The organism is Mesorhizobium sp. ISC11 (genome assembly GCF_037162595.1).
In the GTDB taxonomy this organism is placed as follows: Bacteria; Pseudomonadota; Alphaproteobacteria; order Rhizobiales; family Rhizobiaceae; genus Mesorhizobium; species Mesorhizobium ciceri.
In genome coordinates, this window is sequence record NZ_JAVSPW010000001.1 from 1,405,659 (window position 1) to 1,427,079 (window position 21,421).

The 21,421-nt window shown below is 61.5% G+C and carries 22 protein-coding genes; 7 read left to right on the forward strand and 15 right to left on the reverse strand.

Annotated features, from left to right (window positions below; translation table 11 throughout):
• Positions 1 to 15: 15 nt before the first annotated feature.
• The 5 genes from RPF88_RS07150 to RPF88_RS07170 form a co-directional block, all read right to left on the reverse strand.
• Complete coding sequence (locus RPF88_RS07150) at positions 16 to 459, reverse strand: PPC domain-containing DNA-binding protein (protein WP_337122057.1); 444 nt, start codon at positions 457 to 459, stop codon at positions 16 to 18.
• A gap of 44 nt (positions 460 to 503) precedes the next feature.
• The gene (locus RPF88_RS07155; RefSeq protein ID WP_337123859.1) at positions 504 to 821 is read right to left on the reverse strand and encodes a plasmid stabilization protein; all 318 of its coding nucleotides are present in this window, start codon (positions 819 to 821) and stop codon (positions 504 to 506) included.
• 117 nt (positions 822 to 938) lie between these two features.
• Entirely contained in the window at positions 939 to 2,534 is a 1,596-nt protein-coding gene (locus RPF88_RS07160; RefSeq protein ID WP_442921264.1) for a DHA2 family efflux MFS transporter permease subunit, read from the reverse strand.
• Positions 2,531 to 3,718 (reverse strand): HlyD family secretion protein, encoded by a 1,188-nt coding sequence (locus tag RPF88_RS07165; RefSeq protein ID WP_337122058.1) that lies wholly within the window; start codon positions 3,716 to 3,718, stop codon positions 2,531 to 2,533. Before RPF88_RS07165 ends, RPF88_RS07160 begins: the two co-directional genes overlap by 4 nt.
• A gap of 99 nt (positions 3,719 to 3,817) precedes the next feature.
• Entirely contained in the window at positions 3,818 to 3,988 is a 171-nt protein-coding gene (locus tag RPF88_RS07170; RefSeq protein ID WP_337122059.1) for a hypothetical protein, read from the reverse strand.
• Between the two features lie 182 nt (positions 3,989 to 4,170).
• On the opposite strand from RPF88_RS07170, the gene RPF88_RS07175 reads away from it, so the two are divergent.
• From RPF88_RS07175 to RPF88_RS07190, 4 genes are read left to right on the forward strand one after another with little or no spacing between them, the layout of a single operon-like run.
• Positions 4,171 to 4,788 (forward strand): (2Fe-2S)-binding protein, encoded by a 618-nt coding sequence (locus tag RPF88_RS07175; RefSeq protein WP_024505525.1) that lies wholly within the window; start codon positions 4,171 to 4,173, stop codon positions 4,786 to 4,788.
• A gap of 1 nt (position 4,789) precedes the next feature.
• On the forward strand, positions 4,790 to 5,812 hold the full coding sequence (locus RPF88_RS07180) for an FAD binding domain-containing protein (RefSeq protein WP_337122060.1): 1,023 nt from the start codon (positions 4,790 to 4,792) through the stop codon (positions 5,810 to 5,812).
• Positions 5,813 to 5,815: 3 nt separating this feature from the next.
• Positions 5,816 to 8,095: a xanthine dehydrogenase family protein molybdopterin-binding subunit gene (locus tag RPF88_RS07185; RefSeq protein ID WP_013531564.1), complete on the forward strand. Its 2,280-nt coding sequence runs from the start codon at positions 5,816 to 5,818 to the stop codon at positions 8,093 to 8,095.
• A 23-nt stretch (positions 8,096 to 8,118) separates the two neighbouring features.
• Entirely contained in the window at positions 8,119 to 8,580 is a 462-nt protein-coding gene (locus RPF88_RS07190; RefSeq protein WP_013531565.1) for a RidA family protein, read from the forward strand.
• A gap of 46 nt (positions 8,581 to 8,626) precedes the next feature.
• Here RPF88_RS07190 and RPF88_RS07195 read toward each other — a convergent pair whose 3' ends face one another.
• Complete coding sequence (locus tag RPF88_RS07195) at positions 8,627 to 10,336, reverse strand: HAD family hydrolase (RefSeq protein WP_013531566.1); 1,710 nt, start codon at positions 10,334 to 10,336, stop codon at positions 8,627 to 8,629.
• A gap of 236 nt (positions 10,337 to 10,572) precedes the next feature.
• On the opposite strand from RPF88_RS07195, the gene RPF88_RS07200 reads away from it, so the two are divergent.
• Entirely contained in the window at positions 10,573 to 11,079 is a 507-nt protein-coding gene (locus tag RPF88_RS07200; RefSeq protein ID WP_013531567.1) for a YciE/YciF ferroxidase family protein, read from the forward strand.
• Positions 11,080 to 11,138: 59 nt separating this feature from the next.
• Here RPF88_RS07200 and RPF88_RS07205 read toward each other — a convergent pair whose 3' ends face one another.
• From RPF88_RS07205 to RPF88_RS07215, 3 genes are all read right to left on the reverse strand, one after another.
• Complete coding sequence (locus RPF88_RS07205; RefSeq protein ID WP_013531568.1) at positions 11,139 to 11,288, reverse strand: hypothetical protein; 150 nt, start codon at positions 11,286 to 11,288, stop codon at positions 11,139 to 11,141.
• A gap of 40 nt (positions 11,289 to 11,328) precedes the next feature.
• A complete protein-coding gene (locus RPF88_RS07210) occupies positions 11,329 to 12,300 on the reverse strand; it encodes an SDR family oxidoreductase (RefSeq protein WP_013531569.1) in 972 nt (323 codons plus the stop codon).
• 312 nt (positions 12,301 to 12,612) lie between these two features.
• The gene (locus tag RPF88_RS07215) at positions 12,613 to 13,308 is read right to left on the reverse strand and encodes a TetR/AcrR family transcriptional regulator C-terminal domain-containing protein (RefSeq protein WP_337122061.1); all 696 of its coding nucleotides are present in this window, start codon (positions 13,306 to 13,308) and stop codon (positions 12,613 to 12,615) included.
• Positions 13,309 to 13,500: 192 nt separating this feature from the next.
• On the opposite strand from RPF88_RS07215, the gene RPF88_RS07220 reads away from it, so the two are divergent.
• Positions 13,501 to 13,983, forward strand: coding sequence for a RidA family protein (locus tag RPF88_RS07220; protein WP_337123861.1), 483 nt, complete (start codon positions 13,501 to 13,503; stop codon positions 13,981 to 13,983).
• 418 nt (positions 13,984 to 14,401) lie between these two features.
• Positions 14,402 to 15,046 (forward strand): GNAT family N-acetyltransferase, encoded by a 645-nt coding sequence (locus RPF88_RS07225; protein WP_245267558.1) that lies wholly within the window; start codon positions 14,402 to 14,404, stop codon positions 15,044 to 15,046.
• A 4-nt stretch (positions 15,047 to 15,050) separates the two neighbouring features.
• On the opposite strand, the gene RPF88_RS07230 is transcribed toward RPF88_RS07225, so the two are convergent.
• From RPF88_RS07230 to RPF88_RS07255, 6 genes are all read right to left on the reverse strand, one after another.
• Complete coding sequence (locus RPF88_RS07230) at positions 15,051 to 15,878, reverse strand: MBL fold metallo-hydrolase (protein ID WP_337122062.1); 828 nt, start codon at positions 15,876 to 15,878, stop codon at positions 15,051 to 15,053.
• 3 nt (positions 15,879 to 15,881) lie between these two features.
• Positions 15,882 to 16,676 (reverse strand): TatD family hydrolase, encoded by a 795-nt coding sequence (locus tag RPF88_RS07235; protein WP_013531574.1) that lies wholly within the window; start codon positions 16,674 to 16,676, stop codon positions 15,882 to 15,884.
• Positions 16,676 to 18,226, reverse strand: coding sequence for a methionine--tRNA ligase (gene metG, locus RPF88_RS07240; RefSeq protein WP_337122063.1), 1,551 nt, complete (start codon positions 18,224 to 18,226; stop codon positions 16,676 to 16,678). Before metG ends, RPF88_RS07235 begins: the two co-directional genes overlap by 1 nt.
• Positions 18,227 to 18,316: 90 nt before the next feature.
• Positions 18,317 to 19,372 carry a DNA polymerase III subunit delta' gene (locus tag RPF88_RS07245; RefSeq protein ID WP_337122064.1) on the reverse strand — a complete coding sequence of 352 codons (1,056 nt, stop codon included), beginning with the start codon at positions 19,370 to 19,372 and terminating at the stop codon, positions 18,317 to 18,319.
• Entirely contained in the window at positions 19,369 to 20,043 is a 675-nt protein-coding gene (tmk, locus tag RPF88_RS07250; protein WP_027161641.1) for a dTMP kinase, read from the reverse strand. Before tmk ends, RPF88_RS07245 begins: the two co-directional genes overlap by 4 nt.
• A 140-nt stretch (positions 20,044 to 20,183) precedes the next feature.
• Positions 20,184 to 21,350, reverse strand: coding sequence for a D-alanyl-D-alanine carboxypeptidase family protein (locus tag RPF88_RS07255; RefSeq protein ID WP_063173681.1), 1,167 nt, complete (start codon positions 21,348 to 21,350; stop codon positions 20,184 to 20,186).
• Positions 21,351 to 21,421 lie beyond the last annotated feature (71 nt).

The following is a 21,421-nucleotide window of genomic DNA, read 5'->3' on the forward strand; positions in this document are numbered from 1 at the left end:
CAGAGCGGCTGGAGATCAATCGTCCAGATCGATGAGCGCGACACCGAGATCCGGGCGCTTGCTGCGGCGCAGATGGCCGGGCGCTTCCACCAGGGTGATTTCGAGCGTTGGCCGAACGATGCCGTCAAGCAGATGTCCACCCCGGGTGGTGCCATCGCTCAATCCCAGCACCGCATGGACGTGCAGGCTGGGCTTATCGTTATCGCCCAGTGCGACATCGCCGATCGCGCTCAGAACCTCGCACTGTTCGTCGATAGGGATTTTGCGGTAGGTCTTCGCGTCCGGATCAAACCAGCCCACGGTGGCTTTTTCGAAAGCCCCTATGGCGGTCAGGGACGCGCTGCCGATCTTCTGGTCGACCGCGAAGGCGGTCAGTGCCGCGAACGCTTCTTCGCCTGGGTCGAGCACCAGGACAAACGTCCTTTGTCCGCCGATCTCATTGACGAGCTGCGATTTCATCCCTGTCCTTCCATCGTTCGGCCCCATTGAGCGCCGCCGTCAGATCAATGGGCGCGGTGTTCCGCATTGCGCTTGCGGGTCGCTGCAGCTTTCTTTGCCGATTCCGATCGGCTTGCGGCAGACCGTGATGCCGATGCCTTGCCGCCGCTTTTGCCGCCTTTGTGCGCCGCCGGATGGCCCATGTGTTTGCCGCGGCCCGAACCGCCTTCCTTCTTGCCACCGCCATCGTCCTTGTTGACGGTTGCCCATGCGCGCCGCTCTGCCTCCTTGTCGGAAACCCCGCGCTTCTCATAACCTTCGGCAATGTGGTCGGCTTTACGCTCCTGCTTGTCAGTGTACTTCGATTTGTCGCCTCGTGGCATGGCCAGCTCCTCCTGTTGAACAAGGGCTGAACGTCGACTCGACGCGGTGGTTCCAACAGAAGTTCGCGAAGCCGAGGCCGCATGGCAGGGCAGCGCCATACACCGCCGCGGCGCGAGCTAACGCTTTTCGGGCCGGGGAGAGCGCAGCAGCAAGGCGAGGGGAACGAGCAGTGCGGTCGCTACCGCGCAATACCGAAAGACATCGATATAGGCGAGCAATGAGGCCTGCCGCGCTATCAACTGTCCTATCCAGCCGAGCGCCTGCTGTTTTGCGTCGATCATCGGCGAGCCTTGAGCCACGAAGTGCTCGGTCGCCTGACGCAGAACCTGCTGGTAGGCCGGTGACGACTGTGCCGTGTGGCCGACGAGGTTTGCCTGATGGATTTGCGCGTTCTGGGCTATCACCGTGTTGGACAGCGACACACCGATGCTTCCGCCGATGTTACGGGCAACGTTGATGAGTGCCGACGCCTGGTTCGTCTGCTGCGGAGCAAGACCGACGTAAGCCGCCGTCGAGATGGGGATGAACAGGAACGGCAAACCGATCATCAGGAAGATGCGCGCGAAGGCAAAGAAGCCGAAACTGACGTCCGGGGTGAGCGATGTCATATGCCAGAGCGCGACAGCGACGACGGACATGCCTGCCATGATCAGGTATTTGGGCTGGACGATGGCGCCGGCAAATCCGGAAACCGGCATAAGCATCAACATTGCGATGCCACCCGGCATCATCGACAGGCCCGACAGGGTCGCCGTATAGTTGAAGGCGGTCTGCTGCAGTTGCGGCATCAACTGGGTGGTGCTGAACAGCACGGCGCCCACTGCCATCATCACCAGGAACGATGTGCCGAACTGGCGGCTGAACAGCAGGCGGACGTCGACGATCGGATCGCGGTGACTGAACTCCCACGGGATCAGCAGCAGGAATGAGACCGCCGAAATCGCCGCGAAGGTCACGATGAAACCTGATGCGAACCAGTCGTTGCGCTGGCCTTCATCGAGAAATATCTCCAGGCAGCCGAGTGCCGTGGCGACCAGGATGAAACCGACCCAGTCTATTCTGAGGCCGCCCTTCAACCGTTCCTGCCGTTCGCGCTCGAGCACATCAGGCTCGACCACCAGCCACTGCACCAAGGCAAGCGACATGATGCCGAACGGGACATTGATGAAGAATATCCAGTGCCAGGAGAAATGGTCGGTCAGCCAACCGCCGATGGTCGGCCCGACTGTCGGTGCGACGATGACGGCAATGCCGTAAAGAGCAAATGCCTGGGAGCGTTTTTCGGGTGGAAAGGTGTCGGCGAGAATGGATTGTTCGCTGGGTGCCATGCCGCCGCCCCCGAGGCCTTGCAGGATCCTGAAGACGATGAGCATTTCCAGATTGGGCGCCAGGCCGCACAGCAGCGACGCTATGGTGAAGATCGCCACGCAAAGCATGTAGTAACGCTTGCGGCCGATGACGCTGGCCAACCAGCCGCTAACCGGGATGATCACGGAATTGGCGACCAGATAGGTGGTGATCACCCAGGTGCTTTCGTCCATCCCGGCCGCGAGGCTGCCGGCGATGTTGCGCAGCGCCACGTTGGCGATCGAGGTGTCGAGCACCAGCATGAAGGTGGCGATCGAGACGACGACGGCGATCAGCCACGGATTGCGCCCGCCGGCGGCGGACCGGCTTTCGCTCCGTTCACCAGCCATTTCGACGGCGCTCATCTCACCTTGACTGTCGGCACCACCGACAGGCCTGGACCCAGCAGCACGCCCGGCGGTCGGTCGAAGACGATCTTCACGGGCACGCGCTGCACCACCTTGACGAAGTTGCCGGTGGCATTCTCGGCCGGCAGCAGGCTGAAGGCGGTGCCACTGCCCGCCTGGATGCTGTCGACGCGGCCGTGGAAGTTCTTTTCGGGATAGGCGTCGTTATCGATGTCGACGGGCTGTCCCGGCCGCATCAGATCAAGCTGGGTCTCCTTGAAATTAGCCTTCACCCAGACCTCGTCGGGAACGAACATCATCAGCACCTGACCAGGCTGGGCGTAGGTGCCCTTGGCGGCCGTGATACTGGTGGCGAGACCGGCGACAGGCGCGGTTATGATGGTGCGCGACAGCATGGTGCGGGCCTGCTCCTGGCTGGCCTCGGCTTGATTGAGCTTTGCTTGCGCGCTCTTGGTCTGTGCCTGCAGAACAGTGACCTGGCTTTTCGCGGCTGCCACGTTTGCTCCGGCGCTGTCGAGGGCGGCCTGGTCCTGGCGCAGGGTAGAAGCGGCCTGTTCCGCCTGCTGTTGAGTGGAGGTTCCCTTGGCCAGCAGCTCACGGTTGCGCTTGTCCTCCGCTTTGGCAAACTCGAGCGAGGCCTGGGCCTGCGCCACCTGCTTCTGTGCCGCATCGATCTTGGCGTTTTGTGCTTCGATCTGTGCACCGACATCGACGATCTCGGCCTGCGCCGAGGCCACACCGGCGTCGGCTTCCGCCAGGCTTGCCTGATAGTCGCTGTCGTCGATGCGCAAGAGCACGTCGCCGGCTTTCACAGACTGGTTGTCGGTGACCGCGACATCGGTGATACGACCCGATATCTCGGCACCGATCGTCACCGTGCGGGCGTCGATGAAAGCATCGTCGGTCGATTCATACTGACGCGCGTCCAGCCACCACAAGACCAGCCCTACGGCAATCAACAGCACTGCGAGCAGGATGGCGATGGATATGTAAGGGTGCCGCCGAGGGAAGCTCAGCAGGCTGGGCTTTGGTTCTCCGGCCTGCTTGTCCTGCTTGTGCTCCTGACCGTCGGCCTGACCGGCGTCTTTCCGGTGTTTTGGCGACGCGTCCGAGGTGGCCCTGCGTGGCGCGGCGTGCGTGTCGCCGGTTTCAGGTTCTTCGGTTTGGGTTTTCGCGTCCACGGGAGAACTCCCAGGAGTTTTGACCGTGGCCAGTCAACGACAACTGGTCGTAAAAGGTTCCTGGCGACCGGGCACGGTTTCGCGCCTGGCGGAATTGGTTCAGCCGATTGCCAATCTGACCGCGATGGCCAGGATCACGATACCGACCAAGCCTGCTATGAAGATAACCCGACGCGTGCGCGTTCGCAGGATGATCTCGCCCTGTCTCGCCTGCTGCGCAGAGAACACAGGTCCATTGTCACCGTCCTTGTCATGCCGACCATCGCTCATGATCGCCTCCTTCCGGCCCTTGGCACACACCGGCTCTTGGCACACAACCATCGCTCGACAGGTGAGGTTCCGGTTACATCGATCCCGCCCGCAGAAAAAAGGATCACAGGCTCGTGAGGAGGGAACTTTGTCCTCCGCGACTGGTTTGGGCCGCTTGAGACCCAGCCAGCCCGGAGCCAGCCATGTCCGATGCCAAGATGTCCAGTGGCCTGAGCAGACGCATGTTCATGACGGCCTCTGTTTCGGCGGCGGCGGCGATGCCGCTTGTGAATTCCCCGACGAGAGCTGCCCAGCCAGCGTCCGAAAAGCCAGCCGAACCGCGCGACTTGTCGGCGGTTTCAATGCGTATCAACAAACAGACCTACAATCTCGCGCTCGACAATCGAACCAGCCTGCTTGACGCTCTGCGCGACCACGTCGGCCTGACCGGCACCAAGAAAGGTTGCGATCACGGTCAGTGCGGCGCCTGCACGGTTCTCATCGATGGAAAGCGGGTACTGTCCTGCTTGAGCTTTGCCGTCATGAACCAGGGGCGGGAGATCACAACGGTGGAAGGCCTGGCCTCGACGGACGGGGAACTGCATCCGGTCCAGCAGGCCTTCGTCGACCACGATGCCTTTCAATGCGGCTATTGCACACCGGGTCAGATCATGTCCGCCATCGGTTGCATCAACGAAGGCCATGCGGGGTCGGAAGATGACATTCGCGAATATATGAGCGGCAATCTGTGTCGCTGTGCGGCCTATCCCAACATCGTTGCGGCGATCGTCCAGGCGCGCGACGAGATCAGGAGGGCCTAGGATGCGCCCCTTCGTTTATGAAAGACCAACCAGCGTCTCCGCTGCAATCGCCATGGCATCCCGTGTCGATGCCGTGCGCGTTCCGCCAACCGGCGCCGACACGCAATTCATCGCCGGCGGCACCAATCTGGCCGACTACATGAAGCTCGGTGTCGCGCGGCCGGACCGACTGCTTGACCTCAACACTCTTGCCGAGCCGGCCTTGCGGCAGATCAGGATAAACGATGACACGATCCGGTTTGGTGCACTGGTCCGCATGGGTGAAGCAGCCGACAACGTTGACGTCCGGCGGCGTTGCCCGGCCCTTGCCGACAGCCTGAAATTCGCCGCCAGCGGTCAGCTTCGCAACATGGCGAGCCTGGGCGGCAATGTGCTGCAACGTACGCGCTGCGAGTATTTTCGAGAGATTTCCTGGCCGTGCAACAAGCGCGAACCCGGCTCCGGCTGCGCTGCGATGGAAGGGTCCAATCGCCAGCACGCCGTGCTGGGTACGAGCAATGCCTGCATCGCCACTTATCACGGCGATTTCGCGCAGGCACTGGTTGCGCTCGATGCCACCGTCGAGATAGAAGGTCCGCGGGGAAGGCGCACGCTTGCATTTGCCAAGCTGCACAAACGGCCGGGCGACACGCCCGACATCGAGACGGATCTCGCCGCCGACGAGCTCATAACCGCCATCGAAGTGCGGCTCGAACGGTGGAGCAGCCGGTCGCGCTATCTGAAGATTCGCGATCGCGAATCCTACGCGTTTGCGTTGGCGTCCGCGGCTGTTGCGCTCGACATGGATGGCGAGACGGTAAGGAGTGCGCGCATTGCGCTTGGCGGTGTGGCGACGGTGCCGTGGCGGGCGCGCGAAGCAGAGGACGCGCTACAGGGCAAAGTGCTTGACGAAGCCGCGGCGCAAGAGGCTGCCGAGGCTGCCTTCGCCGATGCCAGACCGCGCGAGCATAACGCATTCAAGATACCGCTCGGCAAGCGCACGCTGGTGCGGGCGCTGCTCGAAACCCGGGATATGAAGGGCTGAGCCATGAACCAAGCTGCACCCGCCCCCAGGGAAAACCAGGGCGATCCGGTTGTCCGCATTGACGCCCGGCTAAAAGTTACCGGACAGGCCGGCTATCCCGCCGACATCGTCACGGCCAACGTCGCCTACGGTGCCCTTGCCACCAGCAGCATTGCCCGGGGCAAGGTTTCGGGACTTCACACGAAAGACGCCCGGGCCGTACCCGGTGTGCTGGACATCGTCACCTATGACGATATGGACAAGACCGACACGCCGAAATTCGGCAACACCGGCGCAAGTTCGATCGGGCCTTTGCACGACAAGACGGTTTTTCACGACGGTCAGATCATCGCTCTGGTGGTTGCCGAGACCTTCGAGGCGGCGGAGGAAGCCGCAATGTTGATCCGCGCCGACTATGAGGACGAACGGCCCGCCGCCAGCTTTGATTCCAAGGGCGTGAAGATGGAGCCGGCTGCCGGCAAAAACCCTATGTTCAAGGAGGATGCGAAGGCCGGTGATTTCGATGCCGCCTGGGCGGATGCGACGGTAAAGATCGACGAAAAATATTCGACGCCGACCCAGCATCACAATCCGATCGAACTGTTTTCGACCACCGCAATATGGCAAGGCGACCAGTTGACCATACACGAGCCCAGCCAGAACGTTACCGGCTGGAAGGTGGAACTGGCACGCCAGCTGAAGCTCGATCCGGCCAATGTGCGGATCGTCAGTCCCTATATCGGCGGCGCCTTCGGCTCCAAGGGGCCGATGACGGCACGCACCGCTATCGTTGCCGTCGCGGCGCGACGCATTGGCCGCCCGGTTCGCTGCGTCGTCAATCGCATGCAAGCCTTCGGTACGCAGACCTATCGCGCCGAAACGCGGCATCGGATCCGCATGGGCGCCGGCAAGGACGGCCGCATCACGGCGTTCGGACATGAGGCCTGGGAGGTGACGTCACGCCCTGACCCTTATGTCGTCGGCGGCACGTCCGCCACCGCGCGCATGTACAATTACGGCGCCGTTCTGACGCATGTTTCGCTGGTTCATGCCGACCGCAACACGCCTGGCTACATGCGATCGCCGCCGGAGACGCCTTATGTCTACGCGCTGGAAAACGCCATGGACGAAATGGCCGTGGCCCTCGGCATGGATCCTGTCGAGTTTCGTCGCATCAATGAACCGGAGAAGGAGCCCATCGGAGGCAAGCCATTTTCCAGCCGCTCACTCATCAAGTGCTACGACCAGGCGTCGGAGGCCTTTGGCTGGTCGAAGCGCGATCCCAAGGTCGGCTCGATGCGCGACGGCGACTGGCTGGTCGGGATGGGCTGTGCGACGGCGATCTATCCGACTGCCGCCGCGCCCTGCGCGGCCCGGGTTCGTCTCACCGCCGACGGCGAGGTTCGGGTCCAGTGCGGCTCGCATGAAATCGGCACCGGCGTTCGCACCATCGCCGGCCAGATGGCGGCCGAAAGACTGGGCATCGGCATGGACAAGATCAGCGTCGAGATGGGCGACAGTGCCTTGCCGCCGGCTCCCGTGTCGGGCGGATCGATCTCGACCGCCAGTGTCTGCTCGGCGGTCATGAAAGCCTGCGACGCGATACGCGGAAAGCTGTTCGCCGCCGCTGCGGGCAGGGGGGCTCCGCTGGCCGGTTCGGGCAATGCGAAGCTGGACTTGAAGGACGAAGAGGTCGTCACCGAGACCGGCAAATCCGCAAAGCTGGCTGATGTCTTCAAGGCTATGCAAGTCGGCGCCATCGAGGAATATGCCGAGTTTGCGCCGAAGGGTTCTTCGCCTGAAGCCCTCAGCAAACTCTATGCCGGACAGTCGGAATTTCATGGTGGAGAGAACGACGAAGATTCGGTCAAATATGCCTTTGGCGCCGAGTTCGTCGAAGTGCGCATCAACAGCTATACACGCGAAATCCGGGTCCCGCGCATCGTCGGGGCCTTCGCCGCCGGGCGCATCATGAACACGCGCACCGCGCGCAGCCAGCTGATGGGTGGCATGATCTGGGGTATCGGCCAGGCGTTGCACGAGGCGACGGAAATCGATCAGCGACACGCGCGCTACGTCAACCGCGACCTGCAGGACTATCTCGTGCCGGTCAACGCCGACATCAAACAGGTCGACGTTATCCTGGTCCCCGAAATCGACCATCAGGTCAACCCTGCCGGCGTCAAGGGTTTGGGCGAACTCGGCAATGTCGGAACGGCTGCTGCCGTGGCGAGCGCCGTCTATCATGCCACCGGCAAGCGCATTCGCGATCTGCCGATCAGAATAGACGATTTGATAGGCTGACGATCAAGAGTTCTGGACGAAGCATGGAACTCGTAACCCATAAGAAATTCAAAAACGGAAGGTTGATGCCGTGGGGAAAAGGCACGGTCGTCTCCGGAGCAAGGGGATTTGTCTACCTTTGCGGAAATACGGCAACCGCCGAAAATTATGATCCGACCGGAAAGAGAGGAGGGGGATTCACTGGCGATGCGGCGGCACAGTGGCGTGCAATTCTGGCGAACATCAAATCAGATCTGGAAGAACTCGGCAGCGCGCTCGACTATCTCATCCGGCTGACCTTCTTCATCAAGGGGCCATTTCCCGATGGCGGCGTTCTGAGTTCACCCAATTTTCGTCTCGACGTACTGGACGAGTTCTTTGCCGAGCATTGCCCGAAGCACTGCAGCTATAACAACCCGCCGCCTTCGGAGGTGATCGGAGTTGCAGCGCTTGCGCAAGCCGACATCGTCGTTGAAATTGTTGCGGTGGCGGCGTTGCCTGACTGAAGAATTTCGCATGCAGCGCTGGCTTGATTGACTTGGCTCTCGCGTGTCACTCCGGGGCTGTGGCGGGAGCCGTGTAACGGCGGCGCACGGCATCAAGCACCCGCTTGCGGCTCTCCTCCGCCGACAGGGTCTTGTCCTCTTCCGCCTGGGCGGTTTCGCGCGCCAGGTCCTTGTCCCTGATCTGATGTCGAAACCATTTGGAATAGTCGCCGGTGCGCAAATGAAACTCCCAGGTCTTGTCATCTATGCCCTCGGCGATCTGAGCGAAGATCATCAGATTGTGAGCCCTGAGATTCATCGCATTCTCAGGGCCATGGAAATAGAAGCTGCCGGCTTCGTCGAGCTGGCCTTCGGCATATTTCCGGCTGTGCCGCTTGAGTGACTGACGTGGTTCGACCACTTTGACCGTCTTGACTTTTTTGCCTGCCTGCGGCCGCCAGAACAGCACGCGCGCACCTTTCGGGCTGGGGATGACTTTCGGCGGCTCAATGCCGGTTTCACGGCAGAAGACCTTCACGACGTCCTTTGCCTTGGGGCCAAGCGCAATGATGGCTGTCACCAGGCGCAAGGCGTCTGTCGAGATCGCCTCGGGGTGAACGGTGATCAGGATTGTGCCAGGCAATTCCAATGACAGAACCGCCCGCGTATCGTCGCGCCGCTTGGGCAGAAGATGATGCGCTTCATCGATCACGAGCCAGTGCGGTCTCGCGGTGCGCCGGCGGAAACTGCTGAGGCCAGGCAGCAGGTCGGCAAAGAAATCCGGCCTCTCGTCGACCCGCAGGGCCAGTCCATTGACGACTATATTGCTGTCGGCCTTGGCGATCAGATCCAGCACTTGCGCCTTTGTCGGCGCGCTTGAGCCGTCTCCCAGGCGAACGGCGCCTTCGAGGCCATCATAGTCGCCTTCGGGATCGAAGACACAAAACTGAAAGCCGCTTTCGACGAAGCGCTCGGTCAGCGCGGTGGCCAAGGTGGATTTACCGATACCGGAACTCCCGGCAATGAGGATCGTGTCGCTCGGCGACAGGTAGGTATCGTCGCCGCCAGATGATCCAAGAACGATGCCGTCATGGCGCTTCGGCACTATCGCGTGATCACGCTTTATCAGCTTTGCGATCAGTTGCTCCACGCCTTTGCCTCGGGCGCCACGCATGACCAGGTTGGCTGTATCCTTGACCGCCGGAATTGCATTGTCGACGGCGACGCTGCAGCCACAGGCTTGCAGGAACGCATGATCGTTCTCGGCGTCGCCGACGCCGACGACGTTGTGCGGCGAAAGTCGAAGGTCCTGAAGGGCCGCGGCGAGCCCGGTGGCTTTGTTGATGCCGCTCGGCAGGATCATCACCGCGCCCTTGTTGAAGATGATTTCCAGTTCGAGCCCCATCTTCTTGATGACCTCAAGCACGGTCGCTTGATGCGGTTCCCAGGTCGCGACGATCGATCGTCCGACCGAAAGCGGCTTGACGCCCTGCCTCTTCAACCTGGCGACGAATTTGGGCTCGGGCGGCGGGGCGATCACCCGCTCTTCCTCGCTGGCCGGCGTGTAGATCATCGCGCCATTCTCAGCGACGACCTTGTCGAAGAGGCTAAGCTCGGGAAAGACGCCCTTGAGATCGGGCAGTTCACGCCCGGTGACGAGAACCAGCTTGCGGCCGCTTTTCTTGAACCGCTCAAGCGCAGTGAGCGTTTTCTTGGCGACGACCCCATCATGAGCCAGCGTGCCGTCATAGTCAGTCGCCAATGCAATGAAATACATTCCGCCAACCCTTCTCGGTTCCGATTGCTCTGCGACTAGAACGTGTGATCGAGACAAAGGCTCCCCACCGACCGGATCGCAGGTCTTGGAGAAGGGGGAACGGGTCCGCCCTCGGAAATCAGGAACTCCTTCGGTGCCGGCACGTTGACCAGACAAGCCGGGAACCGTCCCGGTCTTTGTTGGCGGCGCAAACCCCGTCGCCGAAATCCACACCAAGCGCAATGAAAGGTAAGGCCATGGGCTTCTTTTCGAAGGACATCAAGACACTCGACGATCTCTTCGTGCACACGCTGCGCGACATCTATTACGCCGAAAAGCAGATCGAGAAAGCGCTGCCGAAGATGATCGACAAGGCAACCGACCCGCAATTGAAAGCCGGATTTGAAAAACACCTCGATCAGACGAGAGGCCATGTCGAGCGCGTCGAACAGGTGTTTGAGTTGCATGGCGTCAAGGCCAAGGAGGTCAACTGTCCGGCAATCGACGGCATTCTCGAGGAGGCCGACGACGTGAGCGGTGACGTCGATGACAAGGAGGTTCTCGACGCGGCGCTGATTGCTTCGGCGCAGGCCGTCGAACACTACGAGATGACGCGCTACGGCACGCTCATCGCCTGGGCCAAGCAGCTTGGCCGCACCGACTGCGCCAATGTGCTGGCCAAGAATCTCAAGGAAGAACAGGCGACAGATCGCAAGCTAACCGAAATGGCGGAAAGCAAGATCAACCTGCAGGCAGCCGAATAAGGCTGCAATCCGGCCGGCTGGTAACTCGGCCGGCCGGATTGCCGGTAGGTTCCATCCCGTCAGCGAGACGGGTCGACGCCCAGTGCCGCTGATTGCTTGCGCAGCGCCTCACCGTCATCCTGCGGCACATGCCGAGCAGACCCTGCGGTTTCCGTGTAGATGCGATACGCTACACAAGCGAACGCCACCATGAAAAGCAGACGGCCCATCCATCCTACTCCTTCGTTGCGGACTTCGTTTCGGCCATCCTCAGTACCCTCCGACGACGGGCAAGATCTCGCCGGTGATGTAGCTCGAGCAATGCGGCGAAGCGAGGAACACATAGGCCGGCGCGAGCTCTTCCGGTTGCGCTGGTCGTTTCATTGGCGTGTCCGCGCCGAATTTCGAGACGTCGTCAGCTTCCTTGTCCGACGGATTGAGCGGCGTCCACACCGGACCCGGTGCTACCGCATTCACCCTTATGCCCCTGCCGATGAGATTGCCCGACAGGGCCCGCGTGAAAGCATGGATGCCGCCCTTGGTCATCGAATAGTCGACCAGCTGTTTTGAACCGTCGATACCGGTTACCGAACCGGTGTTGATGATCGCCGAACCGGGTTTCATGTGCGGCACCGCTTCCTGCGCCATATGAAAATAGCCGTAAAGATTGGTCTTCAACGTCGTGTCGAAATGTTCTTCGGTGAGCTCGCCGAAGTCGCTGGAATGGATCTGGAACGCAGCATTGTTGACCAGCACGTCGATGCGGCCGAATTTTTCAACGGTCTCCATGACCGCCTTGTGGCAGTGGCTGCGTTCGCTGACATCGGCCTTGACCAGGAGGCAGCGTCGTCCCTCCTTTTCCACCGCGGATTTGGTCTCTTCAGCGTCCTTGTCCTCGGCCAGATAGACGATCGCGACGTCGGCGCCCTCGCGGGCGAACAACACCGCCACCGAGCGGCCGATGCCCGAATCGCCGCCCGTGATGAGCGCTACCTTTTGGTTGAGTTTTTTCGATCCGAGATAGTAAGGCGCATCGTACAGAGGCGCCGGTTCTATGGCCCATTCATGTCCCGGTTTGGGCTGATGTTGCTCAGGGAAGGGGGGCTCGGGATATTCGCGGGCGCCAGCCTGCATGGCGCCTTGCAGCTTCCCATCGCCTTTCGATTTGTCCTTGGCATCGATGCCACGTTGGATATGGCGCTGCTTGGCCGCTTCACCGGCTATTTCCGACTTCATCTGCATGATCGTCTCCTTGGCTTGGAGAGAAAACAACGCATGTCGGCCAAAAAGGTTTGCGCAAAAGATCGACTGCAGAGAGGATTCCGACCAGCGGTTGGCAATGCGTGGCGACGACATCGCCAACTGCAACAATTCAGCTGCAATGCAGCCGCACCAGCCACCGCCGCGACGGGATCGAGCACCCGGGGCTTGCCCGCTGCCTACGCCGCCTTGGCGGCGAGCCAAACGTGATGATGTGGACTGGGAAGCTCTTGCGTCAAACTGGCGTGCGCAAAGCAGCGCCATCCGGTCTGCTCCGGGCGGAGCGCCGGAATTCTATCTTGGCGAGAGGCCGTCGAGCAGGAAGTCGAGGCCTCTTCGGAAGGCGCCATCCCAATCGTTGTCCAACAGCAGACGAGAGCGTTCGATTGTCGGGTAGTGTTCGCTGAGATGTGTAAGACGCTGCTGTGCGGCTGCCCTGTCTTCTTCCGAGAAGTCGAAGCTTGCCCGGGTGAGGGTGGCGCCCATCACATAGTTCCAGAGCGACCATATCGCGGCGTTCAGATCCGCGTCCGCAACACCGGCTCTGGACAAGGTCTTGCTCAGCATTTCCAGGCGACCGAGAATGTTCCGGCCGAGCGCCCGGCGCGGCAACAGCGATGCCGACCAAGGATGACGCAACATTCTGGCGCGCCAGTCTTCGAGCATATGAACGACGTCTCCGCGCCAGTCCGGAGACTCACCTGTTTCAGGCGATCCGCGATGTTCGAGCACCGAATCGACTGCTAGATCAAAGACATCCTCCTTGTTGTCGACGTGCCAATATAGACTCATCACACCCGAGCCGAGGCGATCGGCCAGCCGACGCATTGTCAATCCGTCTATGCCCTGGGCGTCCAGCAGTTCCACCGCGGTCGCCACGATACGCTCTCGAGACAGCGGCGGCTCGCTGCTCGCTTGCTGCACGGGCTGGAGCGACACGCTTATCCGTTGATCCCCTTTGCTCCGGGCGCCGCTGCGTTTGGCTATCATCCGTCGTCCTCGCTTTTTCAGAACATCGATTTTGACCGGCAACGCGACAAATGTCGATCTTGAACGATTGACTCGTACGACGTACCATACGATGACTCGTACATCGCACGATTCACGTAGCGATTAGGTTAAAGTTCAATCTGCAGGCGCCAGGGTAGGTTGCTCGCAGGCTGCGGAGCCAAGCGAAAAACCATGTCACGCGCAATCAAGCATCTGCTTATCGGAGGGCTAATCATCATGACCATTGCAGTCCCCACTGCGTCGCCGGCGAACGAGTTCAAGCTGACTATTGTCAATCCACAAGCGCTCTATGACCCGTCGCCGAATGGCTACAGCACCGCCGTAATCGCACCGCTCGGAGCTCGGATCGCCTACATCTCCGGGCAGGGCGGCCAAGACAGCACAGGAACCTTGTCACCGGATTTCGCCGTCCAGGTGAAGCAGGCCTACGCAAATTTGCATGCTGCGCTTGAGGGCATCGGCGCCAGGCCGGATCAGGTGGCGAAGCTCACGGTCTTCGTGGTCGACCACGACATGTCCAAGCTCGAGGTGTTGACCAGGAACGTCAAGGACATGTTCGGCGAGGCGCCGCCGGCGCAGACTCTGGTTCCCGTTCCCAAGCTTGCAATCGATCCCATGCTTTTCGAGGTGGAGGCCACCGTTATTCTGGAATAGTCGCTCCGATTGACCCGATCGTTCGAACAAAGAGTCGAGCGCGCTGCCGACGGCTGCGCGCTCACAATATCGAGCGGATGTTTCCAAGCCTCACGTGTTTCCAGGCTGAAGCCTCCAAGGGAACTGGAAAGTGAAGTCGGGGACCGCCGCATCCATGCCGCTCGCCGTATCCAAAAGTCGCATAAGATAGATTATGGAACTAATGCATGGGCCAAGAACTGTAAATTGCCGCTGATTCTCATAGGCTTGAGCCGATTGTGGCGTATTGCCTTGAGCGGATCGCCAACGCTAGGCTGTCGAAATGAAGATGGCAAACAGCGAGATCGAAGCGGCAATCGAAGTGTTCGTGCATGGCTTCAGCGCTGATAGGAGCCGCACCTTTCCTTACGAGGCCAGCCGGGTTGGACCATTGTGGTTGATGCGCGATGCCGAACGCAAGAATCCTCGCGATTACCGCGGCGAAGAATGGGTCGTCCATGACGTCGCCGCTCAAGAGACCGATGCCGTCGTGCGGCAGCATGCACGGCCGGGCTTTGCCATTTCCGTTGTGATCGCGAACGACGATCCGGACGGGCCGACACGAACCGCCTACAAAGCTCTCGGCTACCGGCTGCTGCGGACCGAAGGCTTTTTCGTCCACCGATTGCACCGGATTCCGAACCCGCCATCGATTGCTTCGGTCGAACGCGTGCAGACGGCCGAACGGGCGGCACAGTTGGGAAAGATCATCCGCAGGCAGCCGATCCCAGACGATTTGCTCGGCGACACCGCGCCGTTCCGCCAGTATGTGGCAATCGACGGCGCCGACATCGTTGGGCGCGTTCGCAGCCTGGATGCCGTGGGAGCCACCTGGTGTTCGAGCATGTATGTCGAGCCGTCGCACCGGCGTCGCGGCATTGGTCAGGCTTTGATATCGAAAATGTTGCACGACGATCGCGCGCGCGGGTCAAGGTACTCGGTGCTGGCAGCAACCCATGCCGGGGCGCTGCTTTATCCTCGGATGGGCTACGAGCGGATCGGAACGCTGCTGATATTTGCACCAAGGAGCCGAAAGCCCTCATGAAGCTCTATTCGCATCGTACTGATTCATAAGGGATTTCTATAACCATGCCGTCATAGGCGGGTTCGACATTGGCTGGTGTCTCGGCCATCACCGAGACGTAGTCGAGCGGCACGTGCATATGTGTCAGCACCGCATGTATCGGCGCCAGCCGCTGGATCCATTCAAGCGCTTCGCCAAGTGACAGATGACTTGGATGCGTCCGGTACTGCAGCGCGTCGATGATCAGCACGTCGAGGTCGCCCAGCCGTTCGGCGGTGGGTTCCGGAAAGTCGCTGATGTCGGGGCAATAGGCGAGACCGCCAATGCGGAAACCGAGCGATACGATGTCGCCGTGGATCTGCGGCAGCGGCTCGAGGGTGAGGGTACCCCCCTCTCCTTCAACGACCACCGGCCTGGTGTGGTCGATGAGATGCGGCCTGACGATCGGCGGATAGGAGCTGCCTTGCGGCGTCTCGAAACAGTATCCGAACGCTTCCCGCAGCCGAAGCATCGTCGCCTTGTCGGCATGGACGTCGATGAGCTGGCGCTGATCGAGGACGAAACCGCGCAGATCGTCGATGCCATGGATATGGTCGGCATGCGGGTGGGTATAGACGACCGCATCGACACGTTTAACGCCGGCCAGCAGCATCTGCTGCCGAAAATCCGGCCCCGTGTCGATGACGACAGTCGTTCGGCTGCCGTTCGCCGCGATCCGCTCGACGAGCGCGGCGGCACGGGTGCGCCGGTTCCTGGGGTTGTCGGGGTCGCAATTGCCCCAATCGCCGGTGATGCGCGGCGTACCTGGGGACGAGCCGCAGCCGAGAATGGTGAGGCGCAGCCGGTCAGTCATCGTTCAGGCACTTTGCTCTGCAGGCCGCGGCATCTTGCCGAACAGCCGGAAGAAATTATCCGTGGTCAGATCGGCGATTTCAGCTTCGCTTACCCCGATCGTTTCGGCCAGCACCTTGGCGGTATGGGCGACATAGGCGGGCTCGTTGCGTTTGCCCCTAAACGGCACGGGCGCCAGATAGGGCGCATCGGTTTCGACCAGCAATCGGGCATGCGGGACATCGGCGGCAATGGCACGCAACTCAGCTGAATTCTTGAAGGTCAGGATGCCCGAGAACGACACGTAGCCACCGAGAGCGACGCCCACCTCGGCAAGCCGGCGCCCGGAAGAAAAGCAATGCAGGATGAAGGGGAAGGCGCCCTTCCCTGTTTCGTCCTCGAGAATATCAGCCATGTCGGCATCGGCATCGCGCGAATGGATGACCAGCGGCAGCCCCGTTTCACGGGCGGCGGCGATGTGATTGCGAAAGCCTTGCGCCTGTGCATCGCGTGGCGCCTTGTCGTAAAAATAGTCGAGACCGGCCTCGCCGATGGCCACTACTTTCGGGTGCGCGGATAGCCGCACAAGCTCCTCGACCGTGATATCCAGTTCTTCGGCCGCATTGTGCGGATGAGTGCCGACAGAGCAATAGACTTCGTCGAAAGTTTCAGCGATCTCAAGTACTTGCGGAAAACGCTTCACGCGTGTCGAGATCGTCACCATACGGCCAATTCCGGCGGCTGAAGCGCGGGCGACGATGGCCGCCCGCTCCTCGGCGAAATCTGGAAAATCCAGATGGCAGTGGCTGTCGACGAGCATCAGATGTTCGCGTCCGGCTGTTCGACATAACGCGGAAACACGCCTTCCGGTACGGGCAACGCAGTACCCGGCACCAGCGCATGGTCCGCGTGGACATGCGCGAAATCGCGGCTCTCCGCCGGCACCGCCAGCAGGTCGAGCAGTTTCGCGGCCGAGCCCGGAGTGAAGGGCTGACACAGCACCGCCACGCGGCGCACGACTTCGGCGGTCGTCCACAGCACCGTTTCCATGCGCGCCGGGTTGGTCTTCTTCAGCGCCCATGGTGCCTCGCCGGCGAAGTAGCGATCGGCTTCCGCCACCACGCCGAAGATCGCTGCCAGCGCCAGATGGATGCCCTGCTCGGCGACCGCCTTGCGCGCGGTGTCGAGCGCGGCGGCGGCCTGATCCAGGATCGCTCTGTCTGCATCCGTCAGCTCGCCGCGCTGCGGCACCACGCCGCCGCAGTTCTTGGCGATCATCGACAGCGAGCGCTGCGCCAGGTTGCCGAGGCCGTTGGCAAGATCGGCATTGGTGCGGTTGACGATCGCGTCATGGCTGTAGCTGCCATCGTTACCGAACGGCACCTCGCGCAGGAAGAAGTAGCGCACCTGGTCGAGACCGTAGTGCTCGACCATCGCGAATGGATCGACGACGTTGCCAACAGATTTCGACATCTTCTCGCCGCGGTTGAACAGGAAGCCATGCGCGAAGACGCGCTTTGGCAACTCGATGCCCGCCGACATCAGAAATGCCGGCCAATAGACCGCATGGAAGCGGACAATGTCCTTGCCGATGATGTGCGTGGCCGGCCAATAGTGCCATTGCTCGGCCTTTGTGTCGGGATAGCCGGCGGCGGTGATGTAGTTGGTCAAGGCGTCGACCCAGACATACATCACATGCCTGTCGTCGCCTGGCACCGGCACGCCCCATTTGAAGGTCGTGCGCGAGATCGACAGATCCTTCAGCCCCGACTTGACGAAGCTGAGCACCTCGTTGCGGCGCTCGGTCGGACCGACAAAGTCGGGCTGGCTCTCATAAAGCGCCAGCAATTTGTCCTGATAGGCGGAAAGCCGGAAGAAATAGCTTTCTTCCTCGTTCCATTCGACCGGCGACCCAAGCGGTTCGCGGCGCACGCCGTCGTCGCCGAGCGTCGTCTCGCTCTCGTCGAAATAGGCTTCCTGGCGCACCGAATACCAGCCGCTATAGCGGTCGAGATAGATGTCGCCATTGGCGGCCATCGCTTTCCAGATCGCCTGACAGGATTCGTAGTGGCGCGGTTCGGTCGTGCGAATGTATTGGTCATTCGAGCCGCCCATCGCCTCGGTCATTGCGCGGAAAATCGCCGAATTGCGGTCGGCCAGCGCCAGTGGCGTTATGCCTTCCTTCTCGGCCGTTTGCTGCATCTTCAGGCCATGCTCGTCGGTGCCGGTCAGGAAGAAGACGTCCTTGCCGTCCAGGCGCTGGAAGCGTGCCAGGGCGTCGGTTGCAATGACCGTATAGGCGTGGCCGATATGCGGCTTGCCGTTCGGATAAAAGATCGGGGTGGTGATGTAGAATTTGTCGCGTGACATGAATGAACCGTCATGAATGTCTGAATGGAAAGGCGTGGCGGTGGATATCGTATCGAGGCAGCATTTGCCATCCCGATCCAGGAAACCCAGTCACATTCGCATTGCAGAATTCAGGCGGTCGATCATGATCAAGGCGTGCTGCTTCTTATCGAGATTGTAAGTATCGGTCTCAGATATAGCGTCCAGCGCCTCATGCCAAGTGTCCGACAGCGTTTTGGCTCGTGCGAGATCGCCAGCCAGTGCTGCCTGACTTGCCGCGTCCGACAACAGGTCTAGCGCCCGGCGGTTGAAGATATCGAACTGGATCGCCTGATCGCGGCCGGCCACGGCTTCGGCGAGGCGGAACGCGCCGCCGACATCGCTCTTTCTCCCGGTGACCAGAGCGTCGAGCGTCGAAGCGATCTCCAGCCCGCCATACTGCGTCAAGAGGATCGCGTTGCGGGCGCTGCCCCCTGCCCGCTCGGCCAGTGCCGCGCGCGCCGCCGGATCCTCAGGCGGCGCCGGCTCGGTCGTTTCCAGCACCGTCATCAGGTCGTCGGCGTCGAGCGGGGTCAATCGCACCACCTGACAGCGCGACCGGATCGTCGGCAGCAGGCTGCCCGGCGCGTGGACAATCAGGATGAACAGCGTCCGTGCCGGCGGCTCTTCAAGATTTTTCAGCAAGGCATTGGCGGCATTGGCGTTCATGTCGTCGGCGGGGTCGACGATGACGACCCGGTAGCTGCCGTCATGCGAGGTCAGCGACAGGAAGCGGCTGACCTTGCGGATCTCATCGACGGTGACGACCGTCTTGAAACTCTTGGTCTTGTCGTTCAGCGGCCGGGTCAGGTGCAGCACGGAAGGATGCGCCCCGGTGGCGATCTGGCGAAACAGCGACGACGCCGGATCGGGAGCGGCAAGGCTTTCCGGCGCCTGCGCGAAATCCGGGTGCTTCAGCAGATGATGCGCAAGGTGGAAGGCGAGCGTCGCCTTGCCGATGCCGACTGGCCCGGAAAAGATCAGCGCATGCGGCAGCTTGCCGGCGCGATAGGCGGCGGTGAGCACGCCTGCAGCCTGGCCGTGCCCGACCAGAAGGGGCGTTTCGGAGGGCTCCGGCACGCCGTCGAGCGTGTCATGCTGCTCGGGTGCGATGCGCTCGAAGATCATGCCGGCGTCGCCTGCCTGTCGCGTGCCGGCGTTCTCGCCGCCAGTGCCGCGAACACTGCCGCGGTGACGACGTTCTCAACCGCGTCGGGCTCGGCGGCTGCGTCGACGACGATGCAGCGCTCCGGCTCGGCCTTGGCGATCGCCAGAAACGCCTCGCGGCGGGCCTGGTGGATCGCCAGCGTCTCCTTTTCGAAACGGTCGGCGACTGCCTCGGCGCCGCGCCGCAGCGTTGCGCGCCTCAGGCCTTCCGCTGGGTCGATGTCGAAGATCAGCGTCATGTCCGGCATCATGCCGTTGATGGCGACCTGTTCCAGCGCATCCATGAACGCCGGATCGATGCCGCCGGTGACGCCCTGATAGACGCGTGAGGAATCGAGGAAGCGGTCGCAAAGCACGATGGAGCCACGCTCGACCGCCGGCCGGATCACCTGCTCGACATGATCGGACCGCGCGGCGGCGAAAAGCAGCGCTTCCATCTTCGGTCCGAACGGTTCGGCCGCGCCTGAAAGCAGCACATGCCTGACGGCTTCGGCGCCCGGCGAGCCGCCCGGTTCACGGGTAAGCAGGACATCGTATTTCTTGGCGCGCATCTTCCTGGCCAGCCGCTCGATCTGCGTCGACTTGCCTGCCCCCTCGCCGCCTTCGAAGGTGATGAAAAAACCGCGTGCCAACCGAGAGGCCTTCTTGTCCATGGCTGAATGGGATTGTAGCGCTCTAGATAGTCCGCGTTGGGTCAAACGTCCATGCCGTCAATTTTTTGCCCTTATGCATGCCGTTCCCCAAAACCATGGCTGGTTTTGAGCGACATGCGTTAGCGCAGCCAGCCGATCGCCAGTTCCTTGACGGCATCGAGCGCGCGCTGCGGCAGCGTGCCGACGCCGATCGATTCGGCAGCGAAAAGCGGCGTCTCCTGGCTCAGCGTATCGCCGATCCAGACGCGCAGCGCACCCACCGGCTGCCCCTCCTCCACCGGTGCTGCAACCGGGCCGTCATAGACGATCCTGGCCGTCAGCTTGTCGCGGTTGGTGATCGGCAGGAAGATGTCGATCGGTCCCTTTGCCTTCAGCGTCACCCCGGATTTGGCGCCGCCGAAAACCTGGGCTTCTCCAACCACCTCGTCCCTGGCGAAAATTTCAGTCTTCTCGAAGGAGCGGACACCCCAGTCGAGCAGCTTTCGCGCTTCCTCGGCGCGCTCCTTGTCCGAGGCCAGCCCGCTCATCGCCGCGATCACGCGGGTGCCATTGTGGCTGAGCGAACCGACGATGCCGAAACCGGCTGCCTCGCTCGCCCCGACTGCCAGGCCGTCGGCGCCGATGTCCATCGCCAGCAGCGGATTGCGGTTCCTCTGTGAGATCTTGTTCCAGGTGAAATCCTTTTGGGCATAATAGCGATAGAAATCCGGATAATCGCGCCACAGGTGCAGGGCGAGCTGCGCCAGCTCGCGCACGGTCGTCTGCTGGCCATCCGCCGGCAGGCCGGTCGAATTGACGAAAGTCGACGTCTTGAGGCCGATCTGGCGGGCGCGTTCGGTCATCTGCGCGGCAAAATTGTCTTCGGATCCCGACATGCCTTCGGCGATGACGATGCAGCCGTCATTGGCCGCCTGCACGGTCACGCCCTGAATCAGGTCTTCGAGCCGGATCGACGACTTGAGCTTGGCGAACATCGTCGATGTTCCCGAAGGCGCGCCACCCTTGCGCCAGGCGTTCTCGCTGACCACGAACGTATCGTCGAGCTTTAGGCGGCCGGATTTGATGGCGTTGAAAACCACTTCCATGGTCATCAGCTTGGCCATCGAGGCCGGCGGTATCGGCTTGTCGGCCTCCTTGGAAAACAGCACCGTCCCGGTCTCGGCATCGATCATGAAGGCCTGCGCGGCCTTGGTCTCGAACAGCTGTGCACCGGCCGGAGCCTGGAAAAACAGCAGCAAGCCAAAAACCAGAAGCCCGGCGAGAGGCGGGAGCAAGCGAAATTGCATGATGTTCGACCCGTTGGCCGGCACCGCCGGCAAGCCCGCGAAAAGTATCAGGCTTTTTGCGCGGCGGATCA

Coding starts and splice junctions, on each gene's coding strand:
- RPF88_RS07190 (WP_013531565.1), top strand. CDS start 8,119: ATGGAACTCGTAACCCATAAGAAATTCAAAAACGGAAGGTTGATGCCG.
- RPF88_RS07180 (WP_337122060.1), top strand. CDS start 4,790: ATGCGCCCCTTCGTTTATGAAAGACCAACCAGCGTCTCCGCTGCAATC.
- RPF88_RS07160 (WP_442921264.1), bottom strand. CDS start 2,534: ATGAGCGCCGTCGAAATGGCTGGTGAACGGAGCGAAAGCCGGTCCGCC.
- RPF88_RS07225 (WP_245267558.1), top strand. CDS start 14,402: ATGCGCGATGCCGAACGCAAGAATCCTCGCGATTACCGCGGCGAAGAA.
- RPF88_RS07150 (WP_337122057.1), bottom strand. CDS start 459: ATGAAATCGCAGCTCGTCAATGAGATCGGCGGACAAAGGACGTTTGTC.
- RPF88_RS07195 (WP_013531566.1), bottom strand. CDS start 10,336: ATGTATTTCATTGCATTGGCGACTGACTATGACGGCACGCTGGCTCAT.
- RPF88_RS07220 (WP_337123861.1), top strand. CDS start 13,501: ATGTCACGCGCAATCAAGCATCTGCTTATCGGAGGGCTAATCATCATG.
- RPF88_RS07155 (WP_337123859.1), bottom strand. CDS start 821: ATGCCACGAGGCGACAAATCGAAGTACACTGACAAGCAGGAGCGTAAA.
- metG (WP_337122063.1), bottom strand. CDS start 18,226: ATGTCACGCGACAAATTCTACATCACCACCCCGATCTTTTATCCGAAC.
- RPF88_RS07215 (WP_337122061.1), bottom strand. CDS start 13,308: ATGATAGCCAAACGCAGCGGCGCCCGGAGCAAAGGGGATCAACGGATA.
- RPF88_RS07235 (WP_013531574.1), bottom strand. CDS start 16,676: ATGCTCGTCGACAGCCACTGCCATCTGGATTTTCCAGATTTCGCCGAG.
- RPF88_RS07255 (WP_063173681.1), bottom strand. CDS start 21,350: ATGCAATTTCGCTTGCTCCCGCCTCTCGCCGGGCTTCTGGTTTTTGGC.
- RPF88_RS07185 (WP_013531564.1), top strand. CDS start 5,816: ATGAACCAAGCTGCACCCGCCCCCAGGGAAAACCAGGGCGATCCGGTT.
- RPF88_RS07245 (WP_337122064.1), bottom strand. CDS start 19,372: ATGATCTTCGAGCGCATCGCACCCGAGCAGCATGACACGCTCGACGGC.
- RPF88_RS07170 (WP_337122059.1), bottom strand. CDS start 3,988: ATGAGCGATGGTCGGCATGACAAGGACGGTGACAATGGACCTGTGTTC.
- RPF88_RS07205 (WP_013531568.1), bottom strand. CDS start 11,288: ATGGGCCGTCTGCTTTTCATGGTGGCGTTCGCTTGTGTAGCGTATCGC.
- RPF88_RS07175 (WP_024505525.1), top strand. CDS start 4,171: ATGTCCGATGCCAAGATGTCCAGTGGCCTGAGCAGACGCATGTTCATG.
- RPF88_RS07230 (WP_337122062.1), bottom strand. CDS start 15,878: ATGACTGACCGGCTGCGCCTCACCATTCTCGGCTGCGGCTCGTCCCCA.
- RPF88_RS07210 (WP_013531569.1), bottom strand. CDS start 12,300: ATGCAGATGAAGTCGGAAATAGCCGGTGAAGCGGCCAAGCAGCGCCAT.
- RPF88_RS07200 (WP_013531567.1), top strand. CDS start 10,573: ATGGGCTTCTTTTCGAAGGACATCAAGACACTCGACGATCTCTTCGTG.